21 protein-coding genes are annotated in these 25,724 nt (G+C 42.1%); 5 read left to right on the top strand and 16 right to left on the bottom strand.

Going from position 1 to position 25,724, the window contains the following annotated elements; genetic code table 11:
* The first annotated feature begins 153 nt into the window (after positions 1-153).
* From FQT28_RS08640 to FQT28_RS08655, 4 genes are all read left to right on the top strand, one after another.
* Positions 154-966, top strand: coding sequence for a Cof-type HAD-IIB family hydrolase (locus FQT28_RS08640; RefSeq protein WP_084925523.1), 813 nt, complete (start codon positions 154-156; stop codon positions 964-966).
* Positions 967-1,249: 283 nt separating this feature from the next.
* Positions 1,250-2,248: a PTS sugar transporter subunit IIB gene (locus FQT28_RS08645; protein WP_143989944.1), complete on the top strand. Its 999-nt coding sequence runs from the start codon at positions 1,250-1,252 to the stop codon at positions 2,246-2,248.
* 75 nt (positions 2,249-2,323) lie between these two features.
* Positions 2,324-3,136, top strand: coding sequence for a PTS mannose/fructose/sorbose transporter subunit IIC (locus FQT28_RS08650; RefSeq protein WP_084948395.1), 813 nt, complete (start codon positions 2,324-2,326; stop codon positions 3,134-3,136).
* Between the two features lie 14 nt (positions 3,137-3,150).
* Entirely contained in the window at positions 3,151-4,062 is a 912-nt protein-coding gene (locus FQT28_RS08655) for a PTS system mannose/fructose/sorbose family transporter subunit IID (RefSeq protein ID WP_000818317.1), read from the top strand.
* Positions 4,063-4,124: 62 nt separating this feature from the next.
* Here the strand turns inward: FQT28_RS08655 and FQT28_RS08660 are convergent, their stop codons facing one another.
* From FQT28_RS08660 to FQT28_RS08700, 8 genes are all read right to left on the bottom strand, one after another.
* Complete coding sequence (locus tag FQT28_RS08660; protein ID WP_143989945.1) at positions 4,125-6,353, bottom strand: HAD-IC family P-type ATPase; 2,229 nt, start codon at positions 6,351-6,353, stop codon at positions 4,125-4,127.
* Positions 6,354-6,517: 164 nt separating this feature from the next.
* Positions 6,518-7,852, bottom strand: coding sequence for an aminopeptidase C (pepC, locus tag FQT28_RS08665; RefSeq protein ID WP_143989946.1), 1,335 nt, complete (start codon positions 7,850-7,852; stop codon positions 6,518-6,520).
* Between the two features lie 110 nt (positions 7,853-7,962).
* On the bottom strand, positions 7,963-8,685 hold the full coding sequence (locus FQT28_RS08675; protein WP_125449976.1) for a pseudouridine synthase: 723 nt from the start codon (positions 8,683-8,685) through the stop codon (positions 7,963-7,965).
* 72 nt (positions 8,686-8,757) lie between these two features.
* Positions 8,758-8,988 carry a GlsB/YeaQ/YmgE family stress response membrane protein gene (locus FQT28_RS08680; RefSeq protein WP_125425098.1) on the bottom strand — a complete coding sequence of 77 codons (231 nt, stop codon included), beginning with the start codon at positions 8,986-8,988 and terminating at the stop codon, positions 8,758-8,760.
* A gap of 9 nt (positions 8,989-8,997) precedes the next feature.
* The gene (locus FQT28_RS08685; RefSeq protein ID WP_143989947.1) at positions 8,998-10,239 is read right to left on the bottom strand and encodes an aminopeptidase; all 1,242 of its coding nucleotides are present in this window, start codon (positions 10,237-10,239) and stop codon (positions 8,998-9,000) included.
* Between the two features lie 21 nt (positions 10,240-10,260).
* Positions 10,261-10,413 carry a hypothetical protein gene (locus FQT28_RS08690; protein ID WP_000776617.1) on the bottom strand — a complete coding sequence of 51 codons (153 nt, stop codon included), beginning with the start codon at positions 10,411-10,413 and terminating at the stop codon, positions 10,261-10,263.
* Between the two features lie 20 nt (positions 10,414-10,433).
* A complete protein-coding gene (locus tag FQT28_RS08695) occupies positions 10,434-10,712 on the bottom strand; it encodes a type II toxin-antitoxin system YafQ family toxin (RefSeq protein ID WP_061418263.1) in 279 nt (92 codons plus the stop codon).
* Complete coding sequence (locus FQT28_RS08700) at positions 10,705-10,968, bottom strand: type II toxin-antitoxin system RelB/DinJ family antitoxin (RefSeq protein WP_143989948.1); 264 nt, start codon at positions 10,966-10,968, stop codon at positions 10,705-10,707. Before FQT28_RS08700 ends, FQT28_RS08695 begins: the two co-directional genes overlap by 8 nt.
* Positions 10,969-11,159: 191 nt before the next feature.
* Here FQT28_RS08700 and FQT28_RS08705 point away from each other — a divergent pair, with 191 nt between their 5' ends.
* Complete coding sequence (locus tag FQT28_RS08705; protein WP_260663464.1) at positions 11,160-12,947, top strand: NACHT domain-containing protein; 1,788 nt, start codon at positions 11,160-11,162, stop codon at positions 12,945-12,947.
* 114 nt (positions 12,948-13,061) lie between these two features.
* Here the strand turns inward: FQT28_RS08705 and FQT28_RS08710 are convergent, their stop codons facing one another.
* The 8 genes from FQT28_RS08710 to FQT28_RS08745 form a co-directional block, all read right to left on the bottom strand.
* Positions 13,062-17,453 (bottom strand): PolC-type DNA polymerase III, encoded by a 4,392-nt coding sequence (locus FQT28_RS08710; RefSeq protein ID WP_143989949.1) that lies wholly within the window; start codon positions 17,451-17,453, stop codon positions 13,062-13,064.
* Between the two features lie 176 nt (positions 17,454-17,629).
* Positions 17,630-19,009 (bottom strand): glycoside hydrolase family 1 protein, encoded by a 1,380-nt coding sequence (locus tag FQT28_RS08715; RefSeq protein WP_143989950.1) that lies wholly within the window; start codon positions 19,007-19,009, stop codon positions 17,630-17,632.
* Between the two features lie 98 nt (positions 19,010-19,107).
* Complete coding sequence (locus tag FQT28_RS08720; RefSeq protein WP_143989951.1) at positions 19,108-20,961, bottom strand: proline--tRNA ligase; 1,854 nt, start codon at positions 20,959-20,961, stop codon at positions 19,108-19,110.
* Positions 20,962-20,977: 16 nt separating this feature from the next.
* Positions 20,978-22,234 (bottom strand): RIP metalloprotease RseP, encoded by a 1,257-nt coding sequence (gene rseP, locus FQT28_RS08725; RefSeq protein WP_143989952.1) that lies wholly within the window; start codon positions 22,232-22,234, stop codon positions 20,978-20,980.
* A 15-nt stretch (positions 22,235-22,249) separates the two neighbouring features.
* Complete coding sequence (locus FQT28_RS08730) at positions 22,250-23,053, bottom strand: phosphatidate cytidylyltransferase (RefSeq protein ID WP_143989953.1); 804 nt, start codon at positions 23,051-23,053, stop codon at positions 22,250-22,252.
* An 8-nt stretch (positions 23,054-23,061) separates the two neighbouring features.
* Positions 23,062-23,820: an isoprenyl transferase gene (locus tag FQT28_RS08735; protein WP_143989954.1), complete on the bottom strand. Its 759-nt coding sequence runs from the start codon at positions 23,818-23,820 to the stop codon at positions 23,062-23,064.
* Between the two features lie 407 nt (positions 23,821-24,227).
* Positions 24,228-24,992, bottom strand: coding sequence for an amino acid ABC transporter ATP-binding protein (locus tag FQT28_RS08740; RefSeq protein WP_143989955.1), 765 nt, complete (start codon positions 24,990-24,992; stop codon positions 24,228-24,230).
* A 9-nt stretch (positions 24,993-25,001) separates the two neighbouring features.
* Positions 25,002-25,724, bottom strand: coding sequence for an amino acid ABC transporter permease (locus tag FQT28_RS08745; protein ID WP_143989956.1), 723 nt, complete (start codon positions 25,722-25,724; stop codon positions 25,002-25,004).

Consider the following 25,724-nt stretch of genomic DNA (forward strand, 5'->3'; position numbering starts at 1 on the left):
GAGTATTATATCATTTATCATTCACCTTTTCAATATGTTTGTTTGATTTATTTAACAAAATGAAATTTTTATTTTTTGTTTCAAGCCTGTTTTTCTGCTTTCTTTTTGATATAATAGTAGTCATCTTATCAGGGATCTACTAGGAAGGTTTATATGACTAAAAAAATTATCGCCGTCGATTTGGACGGAACCCTGCTCAACTCAGAGAGTAAGATTTCAGATTTTACTCGAAACACAATTAAACGAATTGCTGAAAAAGGCCACCATGTCATCATCACTACTGGGCGCCCTTACCGTATGGCAAAAGAATTTTATCAGGAATTAGAGTTGCACACCCCCATGATTAACTTCAATGGTTCCCTTACCCATCTGCCAGGTCGTGCTTGGGCGCATGAAAAGTGCTTGACCTTGGACAAAAAATACCTCTTAGACATGGTCAAACGCAAAGAGGATATCCAAGCCGACTTTATTGCAGGAGAATACCGCAAGAAATTTTATATCACGGCTCCTAATGAAGAAATTGCAAATCCCAAACTATTTGGTGTAGAAAATTTCCAACCAGAAAATCAATTCAAATCTGAATTGGTGACCAAGGACCCTAACTGTATCCTCTTGCAAACAAGAGTCGATGATAAATACGCGCTAGCAGATGAGATGAATCGTTTTTACCAACACCAATTAGCAATCAATACCTGGGGAGGCCCTCTTAACATTCTCGAATGTACACCAAAAGGGGTCAACAAAGCCTTTGCTTTAGAATACTTGCTCAATGTTATGAACCGTGATAAAAAAGACCTGATTGCCTTTGGAGATGAACACAATGACACCGAAATGCTGGCTTTTGCAGGCAAGGGATATGCCATGAAAAATGCCAATCCCGATTTGCTACCATATGCTGATGAGCAACTCTCTCTGACAAATGATGAAGATGGTGTTGCCCATACCCTACAAGATTTATTCCTATAACGCTTAATGCTCAAAAAGTTAGCTTGTGCTAGCTTTTTTGATTTTCACAATTTTTCAATTAATCGGCCTGTTTTCATTTTTTTATATTAAATTACTCTCTTATTTTTTCATACATTTCCACAAAATGTTTATATATTAACATTTTGTAAACGAGTTTTCATTGAAAATTAACACATATTTATAAGAAATGGTTGCTTTTTGTTTGAAAACGGTTTATACTTAAAGTTAGGCTTAAAGTTTTCTTAAACACACAGTCAAACATTTTAAAGGAGGAATGACAATAATGAGTATCGGAATCATTATTGCGAGCCACGGCGAATTTGCTGCGGGTATTCATCAGTCCGGATCTATGATCTTTGGTGAACAAGAAAAGGTTCAAGTTGTAACCTTTATGCCAAACGAAGGTCCAGATGATCTATACGCTAAATTCAACAACGCTGTGGCTGCATTTGACGCAGAAGATGAGGTTCTAGTATTGGCTGACCTTTGGAGTGGATCTCCATTCAACCAAGCTAGCCGCGTGATGGGAGAAAATCCTGAGCGTAAGTTTGCCATCATCACAGGGCTGAACTTGCCGATGTTGATCCAAGCCTACACTGAGCGCCTTATGGATGCTACTGCAGGTGTGGATAAAGTCGCTGCGAATATCATTAAAGAAGCCAAAGATGGCATCAAGGCTCTTCCAGAAGAGCTTAACCCAGTTGAGGAAGTTGCAACTGCTGCAGCTGCTGCAGCTGCTCCAGTTGCACAAGCTGCTATTCCTGAAGGAACAGTTATCGGTGACGGTAAACTGAAAATCAACCTTGCTCGTCTAGACACTCGTCTCCTTCACGGTCAGGTTGCCACTGCTTGGACTCCAGATTCAAAAGCAGATCGTATCATCGTTGCTTCAGACAACGTTGCAAACGACGAGTTGCGTAAAGAATTGATCAAACAAGCAGCTCCTAATGGAGTAAAAGCGAACGTTGTACCAATCAAAAAATTGATTGAGGTTGCAAAAGATCCTCGTTTTGGTAACACACATGCTCTTATCTTGTTTGAAACACCTCAAGATGCCCTTCGTGCCATCGAAGGTGGCGTGCCAATCAAAACCCTTAACGTTGGTTCTATGGCTCACTCAACAGGTAAAACAATGATTAACAACGTTTTGTCTATGGACAAAGACGATGTTGCAACATTTGAAAAAATGCGTGACCTCGGTGTTGAATTTGATGTACGTAAAGTACCAAACGACACGAAAAAAGATTTGTTTGACTTGATTAAGAAAGCAAACGTTCAATAATTTTAATCTGTTTCTATCATTTTTGAAAACAAGATTAAATACTTTATTAAAACTAAATAGAAAAGGAATAAAACCATGTCAGATATTTCAATCATTTCTGCTATCTTGGTTGTAGTTGTTGCCTTCCTTGCAGGTCTTGAAGGTATCCTCGACCAATTCCAATTCCATCAACCAATCGTCGCATGTACCCTTATCGGACTTGCAACTGGTAACCTCGAAGCAGGTGTTATGCTTGGTGGATCTCTTCAAATGATCGCCCTCGGTTGGGCAAACATCGGAGCTGCCGTAGCTCCTGACGCTGCTCTTGCATCTGTTGCCGCAGCGATCATCTTGATTAAAGGTGGTAACTTTACTACTGAAGGTATCGCCGTTGCAACTGCAACAGCTATCCCTCTTGCCGTAGCTGGACTTTTCTTGACAATGATTGTTCGTACAATCTCAGTTGCCTTGGTTCACTCTGCTGACGCAGCTGCAAAAGAAGGAAACATTGCAGCTGTTGAACGCGCTCACTACTTTGCGCTTGTTCTTCAAGGTCTTCGTATCGCTATCCCTGCAGCCTTCCTTATCGCTATCCCAGCTTCTGCTGTTAAAGACGCTCTTGGCCTAATGCCAGAATGGTTGAATGGTGGTATGGCTGTCGGTGGTGCTATGGTTGTTGCCGTTGGTTACGCTATGGTTATCAACATGATGGCGACTCGTGAAGTATGGCCATTCTTCGCTATCGGTTTCGCTCTTGCAGCGATCTCTCAATTGACTTTGATTGCCCTTGGTGTCATCGGTGTTGCCCTTGCCTTCATCTACCTTAACCTTACAAAACAAGGTGGAAACGGTGGCGGCGGAGCTGCAACTTCTAACGACCCAATCGGTGATATCCTAGAAGACTACTAGAAAGGGGAACAATCATGGCTGAAAAAATTCAATTATCAAAATCAGATCGTCAAAAAGTTTGGTGGCGTTCACAATTCCTTCAAGGTTCTTGGAACTACGAACGTATGCAAAACTTGGGTTGGGCTTACTCATTGATCCCAGCTATCAAAAAATTGTACACTAAAAAAGAAGACCAAGCGGCTGCTCTTGAGCGTCACCTTGAGTTCTTCAACACTCACCCATACGTAGCTGCTCCAATCATGGGGGTTACTCTTGCACTTGAAGAAGAGCGCGCTAACGGTGTTGAAATCGACGACGCGGCTATCCAAGGGGTTAAAATCGGTATGATGGGACCTCTTGCTGGTATCGGTGACCCAGTATTCTGGTTTACAGTTCGTCCTATCCTTGGAGCCCTTGGTGCATCACTTGCTGCATCTGGTAACATTGTTGGCCCACTTCTCTTCTTCTTTGGATGGAATGCTATCCGTATGGCCTTCCTATGGTATACACAAGAGTTCGGTTACAAAGCTGGATCTGAAATCACTAAAGACATGTCTGGTGGTATCTTGAAAGACATCACTAAAGGAGCTTCTATCCTCGGTATGTTCATCCTTGCCGTTCTTGTACAACGTTGGGTGTCTATCAACTTTACTGTTAACCTTCCAGGTAAACAATTGGCAGAAGGTGCTTACATCAACTTCCCAGAAGGTCCTGTATCAGGTGCTGAATTGAAGGGAATTCTTGGTCAAGCACTTGGTGGATTGAGCTTAGATAAGATTCAACCACAAACTCTTCAAGGCCAGTTGAACTCATTGATCCCAGGATTGATGGGACTTCTCCTTACTTTCCTCTGCATGTGGTTGCTTAAGAAAAAAGTATCACCAATCACAATCATTCTTGCGCTCTTTGCAGTAGGTATCGCAGCTCGTTTCTTCGGTATCATGTAATCCAAGCCATCGAGAATATAGATAAAAAAGAATCAGGATCAAATCCTGATTCTTTTTGTGTGTCAACCTTTTCTCCTAGTCAGATAATGAAAGCATCCAATCGCCACTGCTAGACTGGCTACATAGACGACTTGGCTGGTTTCTAAAGGCACAAAAGTTCCTTGCAGGATAAATGTATTGGCAAGTACGCCAACAAGGGCTGCAAGGCTCAAAAGTGTGAGCAAGGCTAGTTTGTATCGATTAAATGGCAGACTGACCTTGGCTACTAGACACAGACCATTGATCAAAGCAAGGAGGAAGCAAATAAATTTGACCTGACCTGGGACAGTGATAAAGAAGTTCGTCAGAAGAACGCTAGCAACCAGAATGCCACCACCAATCGCAGCATTGGTCAAAATATCTCGCATAAAATGTGTGCTAACCTTTTCTTTATTGGACTCAAAAGTTAGGAAGAAGGATGGAATCCCAATCGTAATGGCTGAAATGATTGTAAACTGAATGGGGATAAAGGCAAATTCCAAACCAAAGATCACACTCAAAATGGCAAACACGATGGAGAAGAAGGTCTTTGTTAGAAAGAGAGAGGCTACCTTTTGGATATTATTGATGACACGGCGCCCTTCCATTAAAATATCGTAAAACACTGCAAAATCATCTGTGAGAAAGACGATGTTGGATACACTTTTGGCTGCGCTGGTAGCACCATTCATGGCGAAACTAATATCTGCTTTTTTGAGAGCTAGAACATCATTAACTCCATCACCGCTCATGGCAACTGTTTTATCAGCATTTTGCAAAACGGTCACCATCTTTTCTTTCTGCTCAGGTGTCACCCGACCGAAGATATCGTGTTCCAAGACCACTCTTTCAAAGTCATCATCGCTCACCTTAGTCATATCAATCGCACGCGCTTCCTCCTTAAAACCTGCTTTACGAGCCACCCAATACACAGCCACATGATTATCACCACTGATAATCTTCACTTCAACACCTTGAGATTCGAAATAGTCAAAGGTTTCCTTGGTATTGTCCTTAATCTCATCTGACAAAACAACATGGCCTAGGAGTTCCATATTGGCTGGACTCGTAATCTGGTCCTTGCTATGAGCAAGGGACAAAATTCGAAAACCTTGCTGTTTTAGATCTTCATAGTAGGCATCCATCGGCTGGGTAAAGCCTAAAAACTCATAGGCTCCGAAGAAATAGGTCCCACCATCTTTTACTTGGACAAAGGAATACTTGTTTTTGCTTGAAAAGGCACCGACTTCTTGAACTTCCCACTTTTTCTCACAGGTTAAGTAAGTCTTCAGAGCTCGGGAAGTTGCATTTTCATCCTCGAAATAAGCCAGATAAGAAGATAGTTTCTCTGCTACATTAGCATCCATTTCTTGGACCTTCATATTCCCCGTCGTGATAGTTCCTGTCTTATCAAAACAAAGAACATCTACTCGCGCCAAGGTCTCTACACAGTATAGCTCCTGCACCAGAACCTTCTTTTTGGCCAGCTTCATAGCCGCTACTGCTAGAGACACACTAACTAAGAGAATCAAGCCCTCTGGAATCATACCGACCAAGGCACCAGAACTTCCCAAGATAATCTCAACATAAGACCGTCCTAGACTAAAACCTCTGACATAAAGCAGAATCGCAACTGGAACCAGCAAGATAGAGACGATTTTTAAAATCTTATCCATGTAATCGCGCAGTTGAGAAGGATATTTTTTGAATTCCTTGCTGGATTTTGCGAGTTTGTTGATATAACTATCCTGCCCCACAGCCGTTGCCGTGACCAAGCAGGATCCGCTAACGACATTGCTTCCGCTCATCAGCTGGTCACCAACCGTTTTAAAGATCGAATCACTCTCACCCGTCAGCAAAGACTCATCAACTTCAATATTCCCTTCAAGGACTTCTGCATCTACAGGCACCTGATCCCCCAGATTGAGATGCAGGTACTCACCCAGAACGATGTCCTCTGGATCAATCTCGATTGTTTGACCATCTCGATTGACCCTGTACTTACTTTTACCAAGCAAACTTAGTTTTTCTAAAGCATTTTTTGAACGTACTTCTTGGAAAATACCGATGGCTGTATTGATAGCAATCACACCTAAAAAGAGCATATTCTCAAATCGCAAGGTTGTGGCTACCAGAACTGCCAGAGCCAAGTTCATGGCATTAAAGAAGGTAAAGATATTTGAAACGACGATTTCCTTGGTTGTTTTATAGGGCTTAATGTCGCTGATATTTCGTTGACGATCCTTGATGTCTTGACTGCTTAAATACTTCATTTCTACTCCGATATCCTTTTGTACTACTATAATAACACATATCCTTTCCTCTGTCACTTAAAGACTCAAAATAAGAAGAACTCCCTTGGCAAGCATCATCTATCGCCACTTCAAGAAGAACTTAAAAAGAGGCTAGAATTCCCCTAACCTCTTTTCTCTATACTTTATTCTGCCAAGGCACCCATTGGATCCCATGGCGCGAGCACGATTGGTTCTGCTTCATATGCGGCTTGTTCTTCTGCTGTCAGCAATTCTTTGCGAACAACGATTTGGTAGGTGTATTCATCCATCCAAGCGTCTGAAGCAACAAAGTAACCATCGGTACCGACCTTGTCTCCCCATGAGTTTTCAACCTTCCACTTGGTTGATTTGCCATTTTCGTCCAAGTCTACACCTGTCAAGACCATAGCGTGGGTCATCAAGCTTTCGCTGTAGTCCAAACGTCCAGCCTTGTCTTGAGTGAGTTGAATGTCCATGCTTGATTCAAAGTCATAAACATCAGTCGCAAGGATTCCAGCTTTGCGGTTGCTGAGCTGGCCGACATCTGAACCAAACCAAACAGTTTCTCCTGTCTGCATTTGAGCAATCGCCAATTCTTTCAAGCGTTCCATAGGAACATTAATGTAACGAACTGCACGGCTACCAACAACATTCCCTAACATCTCAACTGTGTAAGATTTGCCGTATGGTTTGTCAGCAGTTGGGGCATTGATAACAGAAACATAATCTTCTAGAGGTAGATTGACATATTTCTTGTAAAACTCTTGTGGTGTGATACCCTTTTCACTTTGGTAATTGTTATCCTTATCACGATAAGCAAAGTCAAATTTACGTGGTGGAAGTCCTAAAGACATTGCAAGGAAGTTAAAGATTTCTTGCAAGAGTTCTTCTTTCTTGGCCTGAACAGTCGCTTGGTCTGCACCAGAAGCGAGCAAGTCACGCAAGATTTGAGCATCTTGACGAAGCAATTTGTTGAGGATGGCATTGAGCTCACGGCTATTGCTAGATGAGATGGACTCAGGGTAAACTGACTTGGGAACGACACCATATTTCTCAAAGAGAGCAACAACCATATCCCATTGACCACCGTCTTGTTGAGGTGTTTGGAGTAGGAAGCTAACCTTGCGGCTCGTCAAGTCTTGATCTGCAGTCGCAATCACTTGCTCCAAGAACCAGTTGGATTTCTCGTACTTGTCCCAGAAGAAGGTGTGAGCCTGTGACAGTTCAAAGTTTTCGAGCTTGTATTGAGAGATGAGTTTGTGGCGGAAGGTGTTGAGAGCCGCAAACATCCAGCAACGACCAGACGCTTTCTGGTTAGTAACCTTGTCCTTGGTCAAATCCAATGAGAAAACAGCTGTATTGTCTACATGACTTTGGCGACGCTCTAGGGCTGCAAAAATTCCGTTATGGCTGGCAGCATTTTCGATCGCTTGGTATTTGACATTTGCTTCATAGTTGGCAAAAAGTTTATCTGTAAATGATTCTTGAATCGCGTTCATAGATTCCTCCTTTTATTCTACTGTCTATTATAACTCTTTTCACAAAGGAAGCAACCGAAAACATAAAAAGGCAAGGACATTCTCCCTCACCTTTTCTAAAATAATCCAAACTAAGTAATACTAGCAAGGAGAGTCTCTAACTCCTCCTTGGTCAGGCGACGCCATTCACCGCGTTTCAGCTTTTCGTCTAAAATCAAAGTTCCCATAGTCAAACGTTGCAAATCCACTACTTCCTTACCACAGTATGCCACCATGCGTTTGACCTGGTGAAACTTCCCTTCGGCAATGGTCACGTGAACCAGACTTTGATTCTTTTCTGGATCTACCGACACGATCTCCAGCTTAGCGGGCTGGCAGGTAAAATCCTTAAGCGGAATGCCCTTGGCAAATGTCTCCACATCTTCTTGGGTCATAATACCCTCGACTTGCGCCAAATAGGTCTTTTCCACATGACGTTTAGGTGAAAGAAGAGCATGGGCAAGCTTGCCGTCATTGGTCAAGAGCAGAAGACCATGCGTGTCAATATCCAAGCGCCCTACTGGAAAAACTTCCTTGGTCCGCGCCAAGTCATCTAGCAAGTCTAGAACCGTTCTATGCTTGGTATCCTCAGTCGCTGAAATGACTCCTTGGGGCTTGTTCATCATGTAGTAGACAAACTCCTCGTAGTCTAACTTTTGCCCATCAAAGCGAATTTCGTCTCTTTCTTCATTGATTTGCAGTTTAGCTGACTTTTCCTTTTTGCCATTTACCGTCACGCGCCCAGCCTTGAGCAAGTTTTTGACCTCTGTTCGACTCCCTACAGCGCAGGCAACTAAAAATTTATCTAATCTCATAGAACTATTATATCATACTCAAAAGGAGGCTGGCTCAATGACCAACCTCCTTTTCTTTTCAAATTTAGGAACTTAACTTCCTCGTCTCCAGAAAATAGCTAAGACAACCATAGCACCCAAAACAGCAGGAATAACAGCTGTTCCCGCTAAAATTGGTCCCCAAGTTCCAAAGAGCAGGTGACCCAGAAAGGCACCAATCCATCCGAGAAACATTTTTCCAAAGCATCCCATACTCTCTCCGCGATTGGTCAAAGCACCTGCCAAGAGTCCCACTAGGAGACCAACAAACATACTTCCCAGCATAGCTTCTCCTTAAATTGCCCAATCTCCATTACGGAAGAGGGGTACGCGTGTTCCATCCTCACGGATACCGTCTATATCCATTTGATTCGAGCCAATCATAAAGTCCACGTGAACATCTGAACGGTTCAGTCCTGCAGCTGCAAGCTCTTCTTCGCTCATCTCTGCACCACCAACAACACTAGTTGCATATGCTGCACCGATAGCCAAGTGGTTTGACGCATTTTCATCGAAAAGGGTATTAAAGAAGGTAATGCCTGACTGAGAAATTGGACTTAGATCTGGTACCAAGGCACATTCACCCAAGGCACGCGCACCCGCATTTTCAAAGACAAGATCTTTCATAACTTGATCGCCTTTTTCAGCTGTAATATCAACAATCTGACCATCCTTGAAGGTTACTTTAATCCCTTCAATGATATTTCCGTTATAGCTGAGTGGTTTTGTAGAGGTTACATAACCATCTGCACGACGGAAGTCAGGAGCCGTAAAGACTTCTTCTGTCGGCATATTTGGTAAGAATTCTTCGCCCTGTGCATTGATAGCGCCAGCTGATTCCCAAACGTGATTCTTAGGCAAGCCAAGTGTCAAATCTGTTCCTGGCGCTGTATAGTGAAGGGCTGAGAATTGCTCCTTATTGAGCATTTCTGCCTTGCTCTTCAAGATAGCTGCATGTTCTTCCCAAGCCTTAACAGGATCTGCTTCGTAGACACGGCAAGTTTTGAAGATTTGGTCCCAAAGGAGGTCCACTGCTTCTTCGTCGCTTGCTGCATTTGGAAATACCTTCTTAGCCCACTCTAGTCCAGCTGCGGCAGCGACTGTCCAGCTAACCTTGTTGGACTGAGTTGCGATACGCATTGGCTTCATGGCAAGTCCCATAGCTTTAGCAGAAGCCGAAAGCTTGTCAGCATCCACTCCGTTCAGGGCACCTGGATCAGATGAGCGAACTCCAAGACGGCTAGCCTTGTTCTCCAAGAGATAGTTCATCTCAGCGATTCTGTATTCTGGTACATTGTCCAAGCGCTCCATCGGCGCGTGGAGGAATTTCTCACGGTTGAGCACATCATCTGTCCACTGGACGATAACCTCATGCGCACCCAAAGCATAAGCTTCTTTCACGATCAAATGCGCCAACTCACGTTGCTCCACATCGATGGAGAGGGCTAAAGTATGACCAGGTTGCACATTAATTCCATTCGCAACCAATAATTTCGCATATTTTTCTAGATTTTCTTTAAAATTTGGTAAAACCATTCTATTCTTCCTTTTCTTTTGTTATTTTTCCTTCAAAGCAGAAAATAATCCTGCTAAAGCAATGGCACCAGACAAGAGCGCTGTTGATAGGATAATTGTTTCATCCGCAAGCTCTAGCTGATAGTCAAAAACCTTTTCCGCTGGTTTATCTTCTGCAAAAATCCTAAGTTTCATCTTGAACTCCTTAAAATTTATTAAAATAAATCGCTATGACTGCCTGTCCTCAGCAAGTTTAAAATCAATTCCGACTTGTCTACTTTATAGACCAAAAGCCAATCTGGTTGGATATGACACTCACGAACTCCTTGAAAGTGCTTGGATGCTGCCAGTTGATGATCTCGATATTTGTCAGGAAGTTCTTTTTCTCGAACCAGAAAATTCAAAACTTCTTCTAATAATTCTGCCCTCAAACCACGCTTCATAGCCAACTTAAAATCTTTTTTAAACTGTTTATGATAACGAATCTTAAGCACGCAAGTCCTCCATCAAGTCAGAGACTGATTCAAAAGATTGGCTCATATTACGATTTTGATTTAAATCCGTTAATACCTCAAGTAACTTCCGATTCTCGTCTAGCCTAACATCAAAAGGCAAACCCTGATATTGAATAGCCTGACGAAGGAAAATATTGATAGCCGTTGTCATATCCATCCCCAGATCATTAAACACCTGTTGGGCTTGCTCCTTAACCTCACTATCCAAACGTATGCTCATGCTCGTCTTTGACATATTTTCACCCTCTTTCTATCTATTATTTTAACAAAAATGGCAAGCGATGTAAATACAAAACACATACAACAGACATACAAAGCCTTCAATAGACATATAGAATGAGGTCCCCTCTTCAAATATATTGACATAAAAAAGCTGATGTGCTATTCTTTATAAAATACCCAAAAATACATAGGAGCAAAAAGATAATGGACGAAAACTTTAACAATGAAATTGCAAAACAATTTACTAGTGCTATTCTGGATAAATACTTTTCACCTATAATTTCCAAAGCGACTGACAAAGTTAAAACGCTCCTCGATGAGGCAAAAATTAATCTAGGGATTCCATTCCAAGCTTATTTGACAAAATCTTATGAAAAATACAGTAGAATCAAAACGATTATCTACGGAATTGAGCCCAAAAGACTGTATGATTTTTTTGAAGTTCCTTTTTTAGAAAAAGGTTCCGAACTCATCAAGCCCACAAAAACAAGAGTACTAACTGATATCTCAAAATTTTTAATCATTGAAGGTTCTGGTGGAATTGGTAAATCCACTCTCATGAAACACCTTTTTCTAAGTGAATTAGAATTAAAAGACTATATTCCTATTTTTATTGAATTAAAAGATTTCAACGAAGAGGAGCATTTAGATCTTGAAAAATTACTGTTAAAAAAACTAAATCAATTTCATAATAAATTTCAAGAAGAATATTTAGATTATGCACTTCAATCTGGATGCTTTTTATTCCTATTGGATGGCTATGATGAATTATACAGCGAAAACCAAAAAGAATTTTTCAAAAAGTTAAATGATTTTTGTGACAAATATCCTGAAAACCATTATATCCTTTCCTCAAGACCTTATAGCGAATCCGAATTCATTGAATTTCAGCGGTTCACAGTTTTAAAATCTATTCCTTTTACTAAAGAACAAGCTATAAGTCTTATTACAAAAATTGAATATCCAGATGAGGAACTTAAAAATAAGTTTATCCGTGACCTAGAGAATGATTTATACGATAGACATGAGTCCTTTGCTTCAAATCCCCTGTTACTAAATATTATGCTTTCCACTTATAATGACTATGCAGAGATTCCGCAAAAATTACACCTTTTCTACTACCAGGCTTTTGATACAATGCTCTCGAAGCACGATGCTACAAAAAGTTATCGACGAAAATTGCTTTCAAACTTAAGTTCAGATACTTTTAAAGAATATTTTGCAATCTTCTGTTTTCTAACATACCAAAAGGCAAAAACAGAGTTTACATTCCCAGAGATTTTAGAAATTTTTAAAAAATTTCCTCCTCGAATTCAAAGTAATCTAAATATAAACAACTTTATCTACGATTTAGAAAACTGCCTATGTGTACTATATAAAGAAGGAAACAGATATAAGTTCTCCCACCGTTCTTTCCAAGAATATTTTGTTGCTTATTTTCTAAATATACAAACGGATAGTAAGATGCGAGACTACAGCTTTCATCTAATAGACTCAGGAAAATTTAGAGCCAGTGCAGATTCTGTATTTTTTATGTTAGAGGATATGAATACCCTACGCTTCAATAGCAACATATTGATTCCATTATTAGATAAATTTGAAGAATCTAAATCTGATGAAGAAGACTTATTTGAATATTACATTCTCAATTTTCCAGTAAAAATTGAAATTTCTCCTAGCCCTAGCAACTCATTCTTTGTTTTAGAATTCTTCGGACCAACAGATAATCTTCAGAGTTTTATTTATTATTTTTTCGACAATACTATTGATTATACAGTCTACAGTACAAGTGATCATAACCCCCTAATATCATTCTGCGAAGATAATCATTTAATAAAAAAGGTTATAGGACCAGAAGTCCTCATTAAAAACAAAGAATTATTGGACTTATTTAAAAAATCTTGGGTCGGTCAACATACACTCTCTCTGACTCATTATAAGCAGAAGCTGATAGAAGACCTAAAAGAAGAGGATATAGTCTTAGAGGATTAGTAATCTAGCCGTTGTATATTTATGTTCACAATTAAAAAATAACAGGATTGTCCAATGTCCTGTTATTTTTTTAATTATCAAACATCTCTGTAAAATTGAGGCTAGTCTGCCTTCTTAAAACAACTCATCAAACAAACTCAACTGGTTATCCTCTGGCATATTGCCTAGAATTCCCATTTCATCCATCTTTTCAACCAAGGTTGATGAGAGGCCACCGCGTTTGCGTAGTTCTGTCTTAGAGAGGAACTCACCCTCTTGGCGCGCACGTACCAACTGCTTAGCAACGTTCTCTCCCAGACCATCCATTGCTACAAATGGCGGAATGAGGGTATCCCCATCAATGAGGAATTCAGTTGCATCACTACGATAGAGATCGAGTTTGCCAAACTTGAAACCACGTTCCCACATTTCATTGACAATCTCAAGAGTTGTATAGAGGTCAATTTCCACATTAGAAGCTTCATTGTTCTTCCGTTTTTCAGCAATTTCTTCCATTCTGCGCTTGATAGCATCCAATCCCGCACCCATGGTCTTGATATCAAAAGCCTTTGCACGGATAGAGAAGTAAGCACAGTAATAATAAATGGGATGGTGAACCTTGAAGTAGGCCACACGCAAGGCCATCATAACATAGGCTGCCGCATGGGCTTTAGGGAACATATACTTGATTTTTCCACAGGATTCGATATACCACTCTGGCACCTTATTGGCCTTCATAGCTTCGATATAACCATTTCTCTCCTCTTCAGAAATCTTCAACCACAAGCCCTTACGTACCCGTTCCATGATGGTAAAGGCCATCTTAGGCTCGAGACCCGCATGCATGAGGTAAACCATGATGTCGTCCCGACAACCGATAACGGTTGATAGATCCGCAATTCCTTGCTTGATCAGATCCTGTGCATTTCCCAACCACACATCGGTACCGTGGGACAGACCAGACAGCTGAAGCAACTCCGCAAAAGTCGTCGGATGCGTCTCGTCTACCATCCCACGTACAAAGTTTGTTCCAAACTCTGGAATTCCCAGCATACCCGTCGGCGTACCGATTTGCTCCGGCGTCACCCCAAGTACATCCGTCCCAGAAAAGAGGGCCATCACGCCTTCATCATCCATAGGAATTTCATTAGGGTCAATACCAGACAGATCCTGAAGTTTCCGAATCATAGTCGGATCATCATGCCCCAGCACATCGAGTTTGAGGACGTTCTCATCGATATCGTGGAAGTTAAAGTGAGTCGTCTGCCATTCAGCCGTCACGTCATCTGCTGGATATTGGACAGGCGTAAAATCGTAGACATCCATGTAGTTAGGAATAACAACGATTCCTCCCGGGTGTTGTCCTGTTGTCCGCTTGACACCAGCCGCACCCTGAGCGAGGCGTTCCACCTCTGCATCACGATAAAACTTCCCATAGTCTCTCTCATAGCCCTTTACAAATCCATAGGCAGTCTTGGCAGCCACCGTACCAACCGTTCCTGCACGGAAGGCATATTCTTCACCAAAGATATCACGCACATCCAAGTGGGCGCTAGGCTGGTCTTCTCCCGAGAAGTTCAAGTCAATATCGGGAACCTTGTCCCCATCAAAACCAAGGAAGGTCTCGAAAGGAATATCCTGTCCATTTTTGCTAAGTTTATGACCACATTTTGGGCAGTCCTTATTAGGCATGTCAAATCCTGAACCGTAAGAACCATCGGTGATAAATTCACTATACTGACACTGACCACAGACATAGTGTGGAGAGAGAGGATTAACCTCTGTGATCCCGATCATAGTCGCAACGAAACTGGAACCAACAGAACCACGAGAACCAACTAAGTAGCCCCGTTCATTGGAACGTTGCACCAGCATCTGCGATGCCAGATAAATCACGGCAAATCCATTCCCCAGAATGGAGGTTAATTCTTTTTCAATCCGCAAATCAACGATATCTGGCAGAGGATTTCCATAAATCTCAAAAGCTTTCTTATAGGTCAGCTCAGCGACCGTTTCTTCAGCCTTGTCGATGAAAGGTGTATACAAGTCACCCTTAACGACCTCAACAGACTCAAAGATATCTGCCAAGGCATTGGTATTTTCAATAACCAATTTGCGTGCTAGATCTTCGCCCAAGAAGGCAAATTCATCCAACATCTCATTAGTCGTTCGAAAATGAGCTTTAGGTAGCGGAGCTGGTTGGGCATGTTCACCGTGACCAATAGTTCGGTTAATCATAGCCCCCTGTCCCAAACTACGGACGATAATTTCACGGTAAATCTCTTCTTCCGGTTCGATATAATGGACATTTCCCGTAGCCAGAACAGGCTTGCCAAGACGGTCCCCGACCTCTATCAAACTCTTGATAATGGTCTGGAGTTCATCCATATCCTTGACCTGCTCCTTAGCAATCAAGGGAGCATAGATAGCTGGTGGCATGACCTCGATAAAGTCATAATACTTGGCCACCTCAACCGCTGCATCCACACCTTGGGAAACAACTGCATCAAAAACTTCACCTTCTGAACAGGCTGATCCTAAAATCAAGCCCTCCCGATGGGCATCTAGAACCGTTCTCGGTATCCGTGGTACTCCTTCAAAGTACTTAGTATTGGACAAAGAAACCAGCTTAAAAATATTTTTTAAACCAACTTGATTCTTGACATAAATGGTCGCATGCTTGATCCGAGCTTTTTTATAAGAATCAGGACTAATCAAATCAATGTTTAGTCTAGCCAAGTCAGTCACACTATGTTTTTCTGCCACCTCTTTGATAAAGATAAAAAGCAGACGACCCGTAGCTTCTGCATCGTAATTGGCCATGTGGTGGTGTTCTAGAGCCACACCAAAACGCTTGGTCAAAGGTCCCAAACCATGACGTTTATACTCAGGATAGAGGTTCCTAGCAAACTCCAGCGTATCGATAACTGGCTGGCTAATCTTAGGCAGACCATGGCGCTCATAGTTGGCATTCATAAAGCCAACATCAAAGGTTGCATTGTGGGCAACTAGGACGGTATCCTTACAGAATTCTTGGAATTCTTGCAAAACTTGTTCCAGTGGTTTGGCATTTTTGACATGATCATCCGTAATTCCAGTCAACTCAGTAGTAAAAGCTGACAAGGGATGTCCAGGATTGATAAATTCATCAAATTCAGCAATGACATTCCCCTTGTACATCTTAGAGGCCGCAACCTGAATCAAGTCATTATAGATAGCTGAAAGCCCCGTCGTTTCCACGTCAAAGACCACGTAGGTTGCTTCAGATAGATCCATCTCCACTTCGTTATAGACGATAGGAACACGATCCTCAACGATATTAGCTTCCATCCCATAGATCAGCTGGATTCCCGCTTTCTTGGCAGCCTTATAGCCATGTGGAAAGGACTGAACATTGCCATGGTCCGTAATGGCAACCGCCTTGTGACCCCATTTTGCAGCTGTCGCGACGATTTCTTCGACCTCTGGTAGAGCATCCATGGTCGACATATTAGTATGAGCATGAAACTCAACCCGACGCTCACCTTCTGGCATCAAATCCTTCCGCTCATAGTGAACAACTTCCTGCACATCCTGCACGTTCATGGTCAAATCGCGTGTAAAGTTATTCATCTCCACATTCCCACGCACTCTGAGCCAAGAATTCTTCTTGATTAAATCAAATTTTTGAGCCTCTTCTTCATTCTTAACCCATTTTTGCATTGAAAAACTTGAAGTGTAGTCCGTCATTTTAAAATTGATCAAAACGCGACCAGTTCTGGTCACTTTATGTTCCACATCAAAAACGACCCCTTCAAAGACCAGACGATTTTCCTCAGTCGTCACGTCGATCATCTGGGTAACTTCTGCCTTATCTAGTTTTGGCTTAGCCGCAGCTTTTTTAGCCTGAAAATCGAAGGCTGGTTTCTCTTCTACTGGAGGAGGAGCCATTTGTTCCAGTTGTTCCATAGCACGCAAAGCCTCTTCATTGGCAGCCTGTACAATTTGTTCATTCTCCGTATAGAAGGCTTCCTCCTGCTCTTGTGTAAGGGCATCATTCTTTTCTATTTGGCATACAAAGGCTGGGAAACCAAACTTTTCAAGTTGCTTTGCTAGATTAGGAAGATGATTCTTCTTAAAGTGTTCCTTATCAATCGCCTCTGAACCTTCAATAAAGAGTTGATTTCCCTCCGCACGAACTTGCAGATTCTGATAAAGAGACTTAAATCCTTGGCTAGCACACGGACCTTCAGAAAAAGCCTCCTTATAGTAGGCCTGCAAGAGTTCATTAGAAAATTCCTGAGAGAGCGCCTTGATTTCGAAAACAGCTCGATTCCCTGTCTTAGAAAATTCTTCACTAAGCCCTTTCTTTAACTCTAAAAAGATTTCAATCGGTAAAATATTAGAAAATACAAAGTGAAATTCCCAAATCTTACTAATTTTATGAACCACAACACGCTCAATACTTGCATCAACAAGAGCAGGATCCTGTCGCAGCTGATCAGAGATTCCTAGTTGATTCATTAAAATTTCAAACTTACTTGACATTCAATTTCCTCACATTATTCTCTTACTATTTTACCATAATTAAAGAAAATATATAGCCAGTACCATCTCCCTTGCGACTTAGATGGAAAGATTTTATCATACTTGTAATAGATAAAACTATACTGACTCGTAGTCACATATTAAAAAGTGAGATGATTTTCATCTCACTTTTATTCTTAAAATCCATTATGGTCGCTGAGCTCTTTGAACCAGTGGCCTGATTTCTTCAGGCGGCGTTCTTGCGTTTCCAAGTCAAGCTCAACCAGACCATAGCGGTTTTTATAGCTGTTGAGCCATGACCAACAATCAATAAAGGTCCAAATCAAGTAGCCCTTACAGTTGGCCCCATCTTCAATCGCACGGTGGAGTTCACGAAGATGCCCTTTGACAAAGTCGATACGATAGTCGTCCTGAATCATGCCATTCTCACGGAATTTATCCTCACCTTCAACACCCATGCCATTCTCTGTCAACATCCACTCAATATTACCATAGTTTTCCTTGATATTTTGGGCGATATCATAAATCCCCTGCTCGTAGATTTCCCAACCGCGGTGAGGATTGATTTTACGGCCCGGCATAATATAAGGCTCATAAAAATGTTCTGGCAAGAGTGGACTGTCTGGATGCTTGGCAAAACGCGGCGCCATAACGCGCAAAGGTTGGTAGTAATTGACTCCAAGGAAATCAACTGTATTCTCGCGAATGAGCTCCAACTCTTCAGCTGTGGAATCTGGCAACAAATCATGCTCAGACAAGATTTCTACTAATTCTTCTGGATAAGCTCCTAAAACGGACGGATCTAGGAAAGATTGGGCCTGAAAGAGGTCCGCAATCCGAGCTGCCTTGACATCAGCAGGATGCTGGCTACGTGGATAAGCCGGTGTCAAATTTAAGACAATCCCAATCTTGGAATCAGTCAAAATCTCATGACAGGCCTTGACCGCCCGACTGCTGGCTAATTGTGTGTGGTAAGCTACTTTAACTGCTGCCTCTGCATCTACCTTATGTGGATAATGGGCATCGTAAAAATAGCCAAATTCTACAGGAACGATGGGCTCGTTAAAGGTAATCCATTGATCCACCAAGTCTCCGTAAGTCTCAAAACAAAAACGAGCATAGTCTTCATAAGCCTTGATGGTTGCCTTATTTTCCCAACCATCCCCAACTTCTTGAAGGGCCAAAGGAAGGTCAAAGTGATAGAGATTGACTAGAAGACGGATTCCCTTAGCCTTAATGGCTTCAAATACCTGACGGTAGAAAGACACCCCTTGAGGATTGACCTCTCCACGGCCCTGTGGAAAAATACGAGACCACTGGATAGAAGTTCGGAAGGCTGTATGGCCAGTCTCTACCAAAAGCTCAATATCCTTCTCCCAGTTTTCGTAAAAAGTCGATGTTTTGTCAGGTCCAATTCCATTGTAGTAGCGATTGGACTCCACCTGATACCAATAATCCCAGAGATTATCTCCTTTACCATCACCAAGCACTCGCCCTTCTGTCTGTGGTCCAGAAGTGGATGAACCCCAAACAAAATCCTTTGGAAATTTTAGCATTGTTATACCTCTTCGTTTACTCATTTTCCCCATTATATAGAAAAAACAAGGTAAAAACTAGTTACATTTTTGCCTTGTTTTTCTTCTGATTATAGTTTTTATTTCTTGCCGAGGATTTCAAGGGTTTCGAGCAAGTTGTCTGCATGAACTTCGATCGTGTCACCAGTCGCTTTGATTTTAACTTCTACAATACCGTCAGCTGCTTTCTTCCCAACAGTGATACGGATTGGCAACCCAATCAAGTCGCTATCGCTAAACTTCACTCCGACACGTTCGTTACGGTCATCTGTCAATACTTCGTAACCAGCTCCCATCAAGTTGGATTCCAATTTTTCTGTTAAGGCTTGCGCTTCTTCATCTTTAACATTGACAGTAATCAAATGCACATCAAATGGCGCCAATTCTTTAGGGAAGTTGATTCCCCAAGCGTAACGGTATTCACCTTTTGGCGTTTTGTTGACAAAGAGGCGAGCGTGTTGTTCCATAACTGCTGAGAGAAGACGGCTAACACCGATACCGTAACATCCCATGATGATTGGAACAGCACGACCATTCTCGTCCAAAACATCTGCGCCCATACTTGCTGAATAACGAGTTCCGAGTTTGAAAATATGACCGATCTCAATACCACGGGCAAAGTTAAGAACACCTTGTCCGTCTGGTGAAATTTCACCCTCACGAACTTCGCGAATATCCACGTATTCTGCAGTAAAGTCGCGACCTGGATTCACACCTGTCAAGTGGTAGCCATCTTCGTTAGCCCCAACAACAGCATTGCGAACATCTTGTACCTTACGGTCAGCAATGATTTTGACATTTTCTGGCAAACCAACTGGACCAAGAGAACCAAAGCCAGCTTGAACAACAGTTGCCACTTCTTCTTCGCTTGCAACATCAAAGAAATCTGCACCCAAGTGGTTTTTCAACTTGACTTCATTAAGTTGGTCATTTCCAACTAGAAGGGCTGCAACAAGCTCACCATCTGCCATGTAGAAGAGTGTTTTAATCGTTTGTTCTTCTGGCACGTTGAGAAAGGCTGCCACTTCATCGATGGATTTAACACCTGGAGTTTCCACTCGAGTCACTTCTTCTTCCGCAACGACACGGTTGCTTGGTTTGTACTCGTTTGTTGCCATTTCTAAGTTAGCTGCATAGCTAGACTCACTTGAGTAGGCAATGGTGTCTTCACCAGAAACCATCCATTTGAGCAATTCGGCCTTGATTTCTTCTTGCACTTCTGCAGGAATTTCATCAAATGAGGCAACTGACTTGTCCAAGACAACCCAGCGGTCAAGGTCTGTACGAGCAGGAGTGATGGCCATAAATTCTTGGCTATCCTTACCACCCATGGCACCACCGTCACCGATGATAGCCTTGAAATCCAAACCACTACGAGTGAAAATTCGTTCGTAGGCCGCCTTGTACTCGTCATAAGTCACATCCAAACTATCGTAATTAGCATGGAAACTATAGCCGTCTTTCATAATAAATTCACGCGTACGGAGAAGTCCGTTACGTGGACGTTTTTCATCACGGTATTTCGGTTGGATTTGGTAAAGGTTGAGTGGCAATTGCTTGTAAGATTTCACAGAGTCACGAACAATAGCTGTAAAAGTCTCTTCGTGTGTCGGACCTAGGATAAAGTCCGACTTTTCACGGTTTTTCAGTTTATAAAGGTCTTCACCATAGGTTTCATAACGACCTGATTCACGCCAAAGATCGGCACTGAGAAGGGCAGGAGCCAACATCTCCACCGCACCAATCTTATCAAACTCTTGGCGCATGATGTTCTTAGCCTTTTCAATCACACGGTTAGCAAGTGGTAGGTAAGAATAAACACCGGCAGAAACTTGACGAACATAACCAGCACGCAACATAAGGGCATGGCTGATAACTTGAGCATCACTTGGCATTTCGCGAAGCGTTGGGATTAGCATTTTACTTTGTTTCATAATATTCCTCGATTATCTAAAAGAAGAGTCGCATAATGTCATTCCAGGTCACAGCTAGCATCAAGGCAACCATGATAACTACACCAGCCATGGTGACATAGGTTTCAATTTCTTGTTTAAGGGGTTTCCGGCGGATAGCCTCTAGGATATTGAGCACAATCTTTCCACCATCCAAAGCTGGGATAGGGATCAAGTTAAAAATCCCGATATTGATGGAAATCATAGCTAGGAAGTAAAGGACATTCTCAATTCCATTTTTAGCAGCATCGCTACTTGCCTTAAAAATAGCAACGGGACCACCGAGTTTGTTCAAATCTGGATGGAAAATCAAGTTTTTCAGAGCCGAAAGGATACGGAGCCCTGAGTCAGCAGCGGTTGTAAATCCACCAACAAACATGGATAGGAGGTCTGACTTGACTTCCGGTTGAACCCCAAGAATGTAACGTCCTTGATTTTCTTCTGGAGTCACAGTAACTTGTTTTTCGCTACCATTTTCAGAAATGGTCACATCCAAGGTCGGGGCTGTCTTGTCCTTGGTATCTGCTTCCACAGCCTGGGTCAAGTCTTGCCAATTCTTAACCTCATGCGAGCCGACCTTGGTAATTTGGGCGGTCTCAGCTACGCCTACCTTAGCCAAAGCTCCCTCTGGCATGACATGAAAGAGATTAGTTTGAGTGTCTCTAACACCACCCTGCAAAAAGATCAAGATCCAAAAAACAACAACACCTAAGATAAAGTTATTCATAGGACCTGCAAAGTTGGTGATGAGCTTGCCCCAGATAGAAGCATTTTGGTACTGTACATCCAGAGGAGCGATGCGTACTTCGGTACCATCTGCCTCAACAACTGTTGCATCGTGATCCACAGCAAAGGTCTTTTCTTCTTCCAAGACCAAACCCTTGATAAAGAGCTTATCTTCAAAGTCAAACTGGGTTACCTGCATAGGAAGAGCCGTTTGATCCAGTTTCTTCCCTGAGAGGTTGATCCGTTTGACCTTACCATCATCAGTAAGTGTTAAACTGACTGGGGTTCCTGTCTTGATTTCTGTCGCATCATCGCCCCAACCAGCCATACGAACATACCCTCCTAAAGGAAGGATCCGAATGGTATAAGCAGTGCCATCCTTACCAATATGGGCAAAAATCTTGGGACCCATACCAATAGCAAATTCACGAACTAAAATGCCTGATTTCTTGGCAAAATAAAAATGTCCAAACTCATGCACCACCACGATAATCCCAAAAACGAGGATAAAGGTTAGCAATCCAATCATTCAATATTCCTTTCTTTAGAACAGGCCAAACAAGTGCATGATAGGAAAGACAACTAGCATACTGTCAAAACGATCCAACACACCACCATGCCCCGGGATAAATTTTCCTGAATCCTTGACACCGAAATGGCGTTTCATGGCACTCTCAATCAAGTCACCAAACTGACCTGCCACACTGAAGAAGGCAGCAAAGAGACTCATTCTATAAATCCCATAAGGAAGAGCAACTGTGCTGTCCACTAACATGAAGATTACCGTTATCAGTACCGCACCTAGAATACCACCGACAAAGCCCTCAATACTCTTATTAGGAGAAACTCTCGGCGCCAATTTATGTTTACCAAAATTCATCCCTGTCAGGTAGGCAGCACTATCTGTCGCCCAAACGATAAAAAGGGCCAAAAGTACCTTGTCAAAACCTGCCACCCGAGCATCTAGTAAGGCATTGAAGCCAAAACCAACATAAAAACTCACAGCAATTGGAAATGCGGCATCTTCAATCGTATAGTTTTTACTGAAAACGGTCGTCCCCAGCATAATTGTAATCAAAACACTGTAGGCAACCACATTCCCATCAACTGGTAGGAATGTCAGATAGTTTTCTAAAGGAATTGTGAGGGCAAAGGTCGCAAAGAGAGTCAAAGTCCCCTCAATGGTCATGGTATTTAGCCCTTTCATCTGCAAGAGTTCATGAACAGCCAGCATGGCTAACAAGCCAATCCCTATCTGCAACAAGAGTCCTCCCACAAACAAGACTGGAAGGAAAATAGCCAGGGCCAATACCGCAAACAATGTTCTCTTTTGTAAATCCTTGGTCATATCTTCTCCTAAACTCCTCCAAAACGGCGATTGCGACGATTATAGGCCGTAATAGCCTCCTTCAAAGATGCTTCATCAAAATCAGGCCACAAGGTATCCGTAAAATAAAGCTCGCTATAGGCTGCTTGCCATGGCAAAAAATTACTCAAACGCAACTCGCCACTCGTGCGGATAATCAAGTCCGGATCTCGCAAATCCTTTGGCAGGTGTTGCGTGAAAAGATAGTCCCCAATCATATCTTCTGTAATATCACCAGGATTGATTTTGGCATCTAGAACTTCCTGAGCCAAGCTCTTAAAAGCCTGCGTAATTTCAGCACGACCACCATAGTTAAGCGCAAAATTGAGAATCAAGCCTGTATTGTTCTTGGTCAACTCCTCTGCTTTTTTCAAAGCTTCAAAAGTCGGCTTAGGTAGGCGATCTGTCTCCCCAATCATCTGAATCTTAACATTATTTGCATGCAATTCAGGGACGTAGTTATCATAAAACTCAACTGGCAAGTTCATGATAAACTTGACTTCTTGATCTGGGCGTGTCCAATTTTCCGTTGAAAAGGCATAAACCGTAATAACCTTGACTCCCATTTTATTAGCTGCCTTGGTCACCTTTTGGAGGGCTTCCATCCCCGCCTTATGACCAAAAACCCGTGGTTGCATCCGTTTTTTAGCCCAGCGACCATTTCCATCCATGATGATGCCAATGTGAGCAGGAACCTGTGTTGGAACCTCAACTTCTACAGCTTTATCTTTCTTAAAAAATCCAAACATGATCTTATTCCTATTCAAAAATCTATCGTTTCATTATACCATATTTCCCTCTATTCTTCTATTGCTAAGTTACTGCCCTGCTTACAGATAGACAAAAAATAAGCCACCTGATTGGGCGACTTTATTTTATAGGGAGATTATTATGAAAAAGTTTTAGGAGTTTAAGTTAAGTTCTTCTTAACTTATGAGCTTAGTATACACCTCCTAGCTTAAATTTTTCTTAAGTTTTTTGAGAAATGAAAAATCTAAAATAAGATTGCCCACTTGAGTGTACGAAAAGTATTTCAAATAGTCAATCTAAGTCTAAAACCTAGCTTTTTCTGAAAATCATTTCAAGCTGACACCTTTTCCATAGTTTATAGATTGGAACTTTGCCTCATAAGTTACTTTCATAATGCACTTATCTATCAAATCATGTATTCTACACTATAGGTGGCATCTGATAAGATACGAGCTAGAAACTGCTTGGTTCGTTCTTCTTGTGGACGACTAAAGAAATCATGTGGATTATTCTCCTCTACGATACGGCCTCCATCCATGAAAATAACGTGGTTGGCGACATCTCTAGCAAATCCCATCTCATGTGTGACGACCACCATGGTCACACCTTCTCCCGCCAACTGTTTCAGAACATCCAAAACATCTCCAACCAACTCAGGATCTAGTGCAGATGTTGGTTCATCTAGCAAAATGACCTCGGGCTTGACGGCAATAGCACGCGCAATTCCTATTCGTTGTTGTTGCCCTCCAGATAGTTGTGAGGGATAGTAGTCCTTATAGACCAGTAAACCAACTTTTTCCAAGGCAGATTCTGCACGTTTAAGCGCTTCTTCCTTGGGAACTTTACGAGCTACGATTAGGCCTTCTAGAATATTTTCCAGAGCAGTTTTATTTGCAAAGAGATTGTAGTGTTGGAAAACAAAGGCTGTTTTTTGGCGAATTTCTAAAATGTCTTTCTTGCTCAATTTGGCCAAGTCATAAGTTTTTCCTGCCAAGGTCAAATGGCCACTGTCAGCTTTTTCTAAGTGGTTGAGACAACGGAGAAAGGTCGTTTTCCCCGAACCTGATGGTCCTAAGATAACGACGACATCCCCTTGGTCGACCTGGAGATTGACATCCTCCAGTACCTGCCTCTCACCAAATGTTTTTGCGATATGTTCTACTTGTAACATCCTGTCCTCCTATACAAAACGCGCGCTAGATGCTTTTGCTCTCTTTTCTTTTTTCACATAGCCTTTCTCCAGTAGATAGAAGCCCCACTGAATCAAACCACAGATCAAAATATACTGCAAAAAGATCACAAAATAAGACTCAAAATACTGATAACCGTAGGACGCTTCCACACGAGCAATAGCGGTGATATCCTTGATAGTCATAACAAAGACCAGAGAGGTCCCTTTGACGATATTGATCACCAGATTGGCCAAGTTAGGCAAGGCTGAGCGCAAGGCTTGAGGAAAAACAATCCTTAGATAGGCCTGGGTCGTAGTCAGCCCAATCGCATGCGCTGCCTCTAGTTGTCCCTTGTCCACCGTCAAGATAGCTGAACGCAAAATCTCCGACAAACTCCCGACTGTCATCAAACTATAAATGATAAAGGCATAGTAGAGAGGATCAAGTTTGAAAATATCAAAGTCACTTCCTATGCTTTTGAGAAATTGATTCAGCAAACTTGGAAACAAACTATAAAAGAAGAGAATCAATAAAATCGGAGGAGTCGCTCGGATAAAAGCCAGATAGACCAGAGAAAAACTCCTCACCCCTCGAACCTTGTAAATCTGCCCCAAGGCTAAAAATAGAGCCGGTAAAAAGCTTAAGACCATAGCCACAATCATGATAATCAAGGTGATTGGCACACCCTTCAAGGTCTCCAGAAAGGTCTTTACAATATAGTCTATATCCAT

It is taken from the genome of Streptococcus oralis, assembly GCF_901543815.1.
GTDB lineage: Bacteria > Bacillota > Bacilli > Lactobacillales > Streptococcaceae > Streptococcus > Streptococcus oralis_CM.

Excerpts from the sequence above, each read along its gene's own strand:
- FQT28_RS08640 (WP_084925523.1), top strand. The coding sequence starts at position 154 with ATGACTAAAAAAATTATCGCCGTCGATTTGGACGGAACCCTGCTCAAC.
- FQT28_RS08645 (WP_143989944.1), top strand. The coding sequence starts at position 1,250 with ATGAGTATCGGAATCATTATTGCGAGCCACGGCGAATTTGCTGCGGGT.
- FQT28_RS08650 (WP_084948395.1), top strand. The coding sequence starts at position 2,324 with ATGTCAGATATTTCAATCATTTCTGCTATCTTGGTTGTAGTTGTTGCC.
- FQT28_RS08655 (WP_000818317.1), top strand. The coding sequence starts at position 3,151 with ATGGCTGAAAAAATTCAATTATCAAAATCAGATCGTCAAAAAGTTTGG.
- FQT28_RS08660 (WP_143989945.1), bottom strand. The coding sequence starts at position 6,353 with ATGAAGTATTTAAGCAGTCAAGACATCAAGGATCGTCAACGAAATATC.
- pepC (WP_143989946.1), bottom strand. The coding sequence starts at position 7,852 with ATGAACGCGATTCAAGAATCATTTACAGATAAACTTTTTGCCAACTAT.
- FQT28_RS08675 (WP_125449976.1), bottom strand. The coding sequence starts at position 8,685 with ATGAGATTAGATAAATTTTTAGTTGCCTGCGCTGTAGGGAGTCGAACA.
- FQT28_RS08680 (WP_125425098.1), bottom strand. The coding sequence starts at position 8,988 with ATGCTGGGAAGTATGTTTGTTGGTCTCCTAGTGGGACTCTTGGCAGGT.
- FQT28_RS08685 (WP_143989947.1), bottom strand. The coding sequence starts at position 10,239 with ATGGTTTTACCAAATTTTAAAGAAAATCTAGAAAAATATGCGAAATTA.
- FQT28_RS08690 (WP_000776617.1), bottom strand. The coding sequence starts at position 10,413 with ATGAAACTTAGGATTTTTGCAGAAGATAAACCAGCGGAAAAGGTTTTT.
- FQT28_RS08700 (WP_143989948.1), bottom strand. The coding sequence starts at position 10,968 with ATGTCAAAGACGAGCATGAGCATACGTTTGGATAGTGAGGTTAAGGAG.
- FQT28_RS08705 (WP_260663464.1), top strand. The coding sequence starts at position 11,160 with ATGGACGAAAACTTTAACAATGAAATTGCAAAACAATTTACTAGTGCT.
- FQT28_RS08710 (WP_143989949.1), bottom strand. The coding sequence starts at position 17,453 with ATGTCAAGTAAGTTTGAAATTTTAATGAATCAACTAGGAATCTCTGAT.
- FQT28_RS08715 (WP_143989950.1), bottom strand. The coding sequence starts at position 19,009 with ATGCTAAAATTTCCAAAGGATTTTGTTTGGGGTTCATCCACTTCTGGA.
- FQT28_RS08720 (WP_143989951.1), bottom strand. The coding sequence starts at position 20,961 with ATGAAACAAAGTAAAATGCTAATCCCAACGCTTCGCGAAATGCCAAGT.
- rseP (WP_143989952.1), bottom strand. The coding sequence starts at position 22,234 with ATGATTGGATTGCTAACCTTTATCCTCGTTTTTGGGATTATCGTGGTG.
- FQT28_RS08730 (WP_143989953.1), bottom strand. The coding sequence starts at position 23,053 with ATGACCAAGGATTTACAAAAGAGAACATTGTTTGCGGTATTGGCCCTG.
- FQT28_RS08735 (WP_143989954.1), bottom strand. The coding sequence starts at position 23,820 with ATGTTTGGATTTTTTAAGAAAGATAAAGCTGTAGAAGTTGAGGTTCCA.
- FQT28_RS08740 (WP_143989955.1), bottom strand. The coding sequence starts at position 24,992 with ATGTTACAAGTAGAACATATCGCAAAAACATTTGGTGAGAGGCAGGTA.
- FQT28_RS08745 (WP_143989956.1), bottom strand. The coding sequence starts at position 25,724 with ATGGATATAGACTATATTGTAAAGACCTTTCTGGAGACCTTGAAGGGT.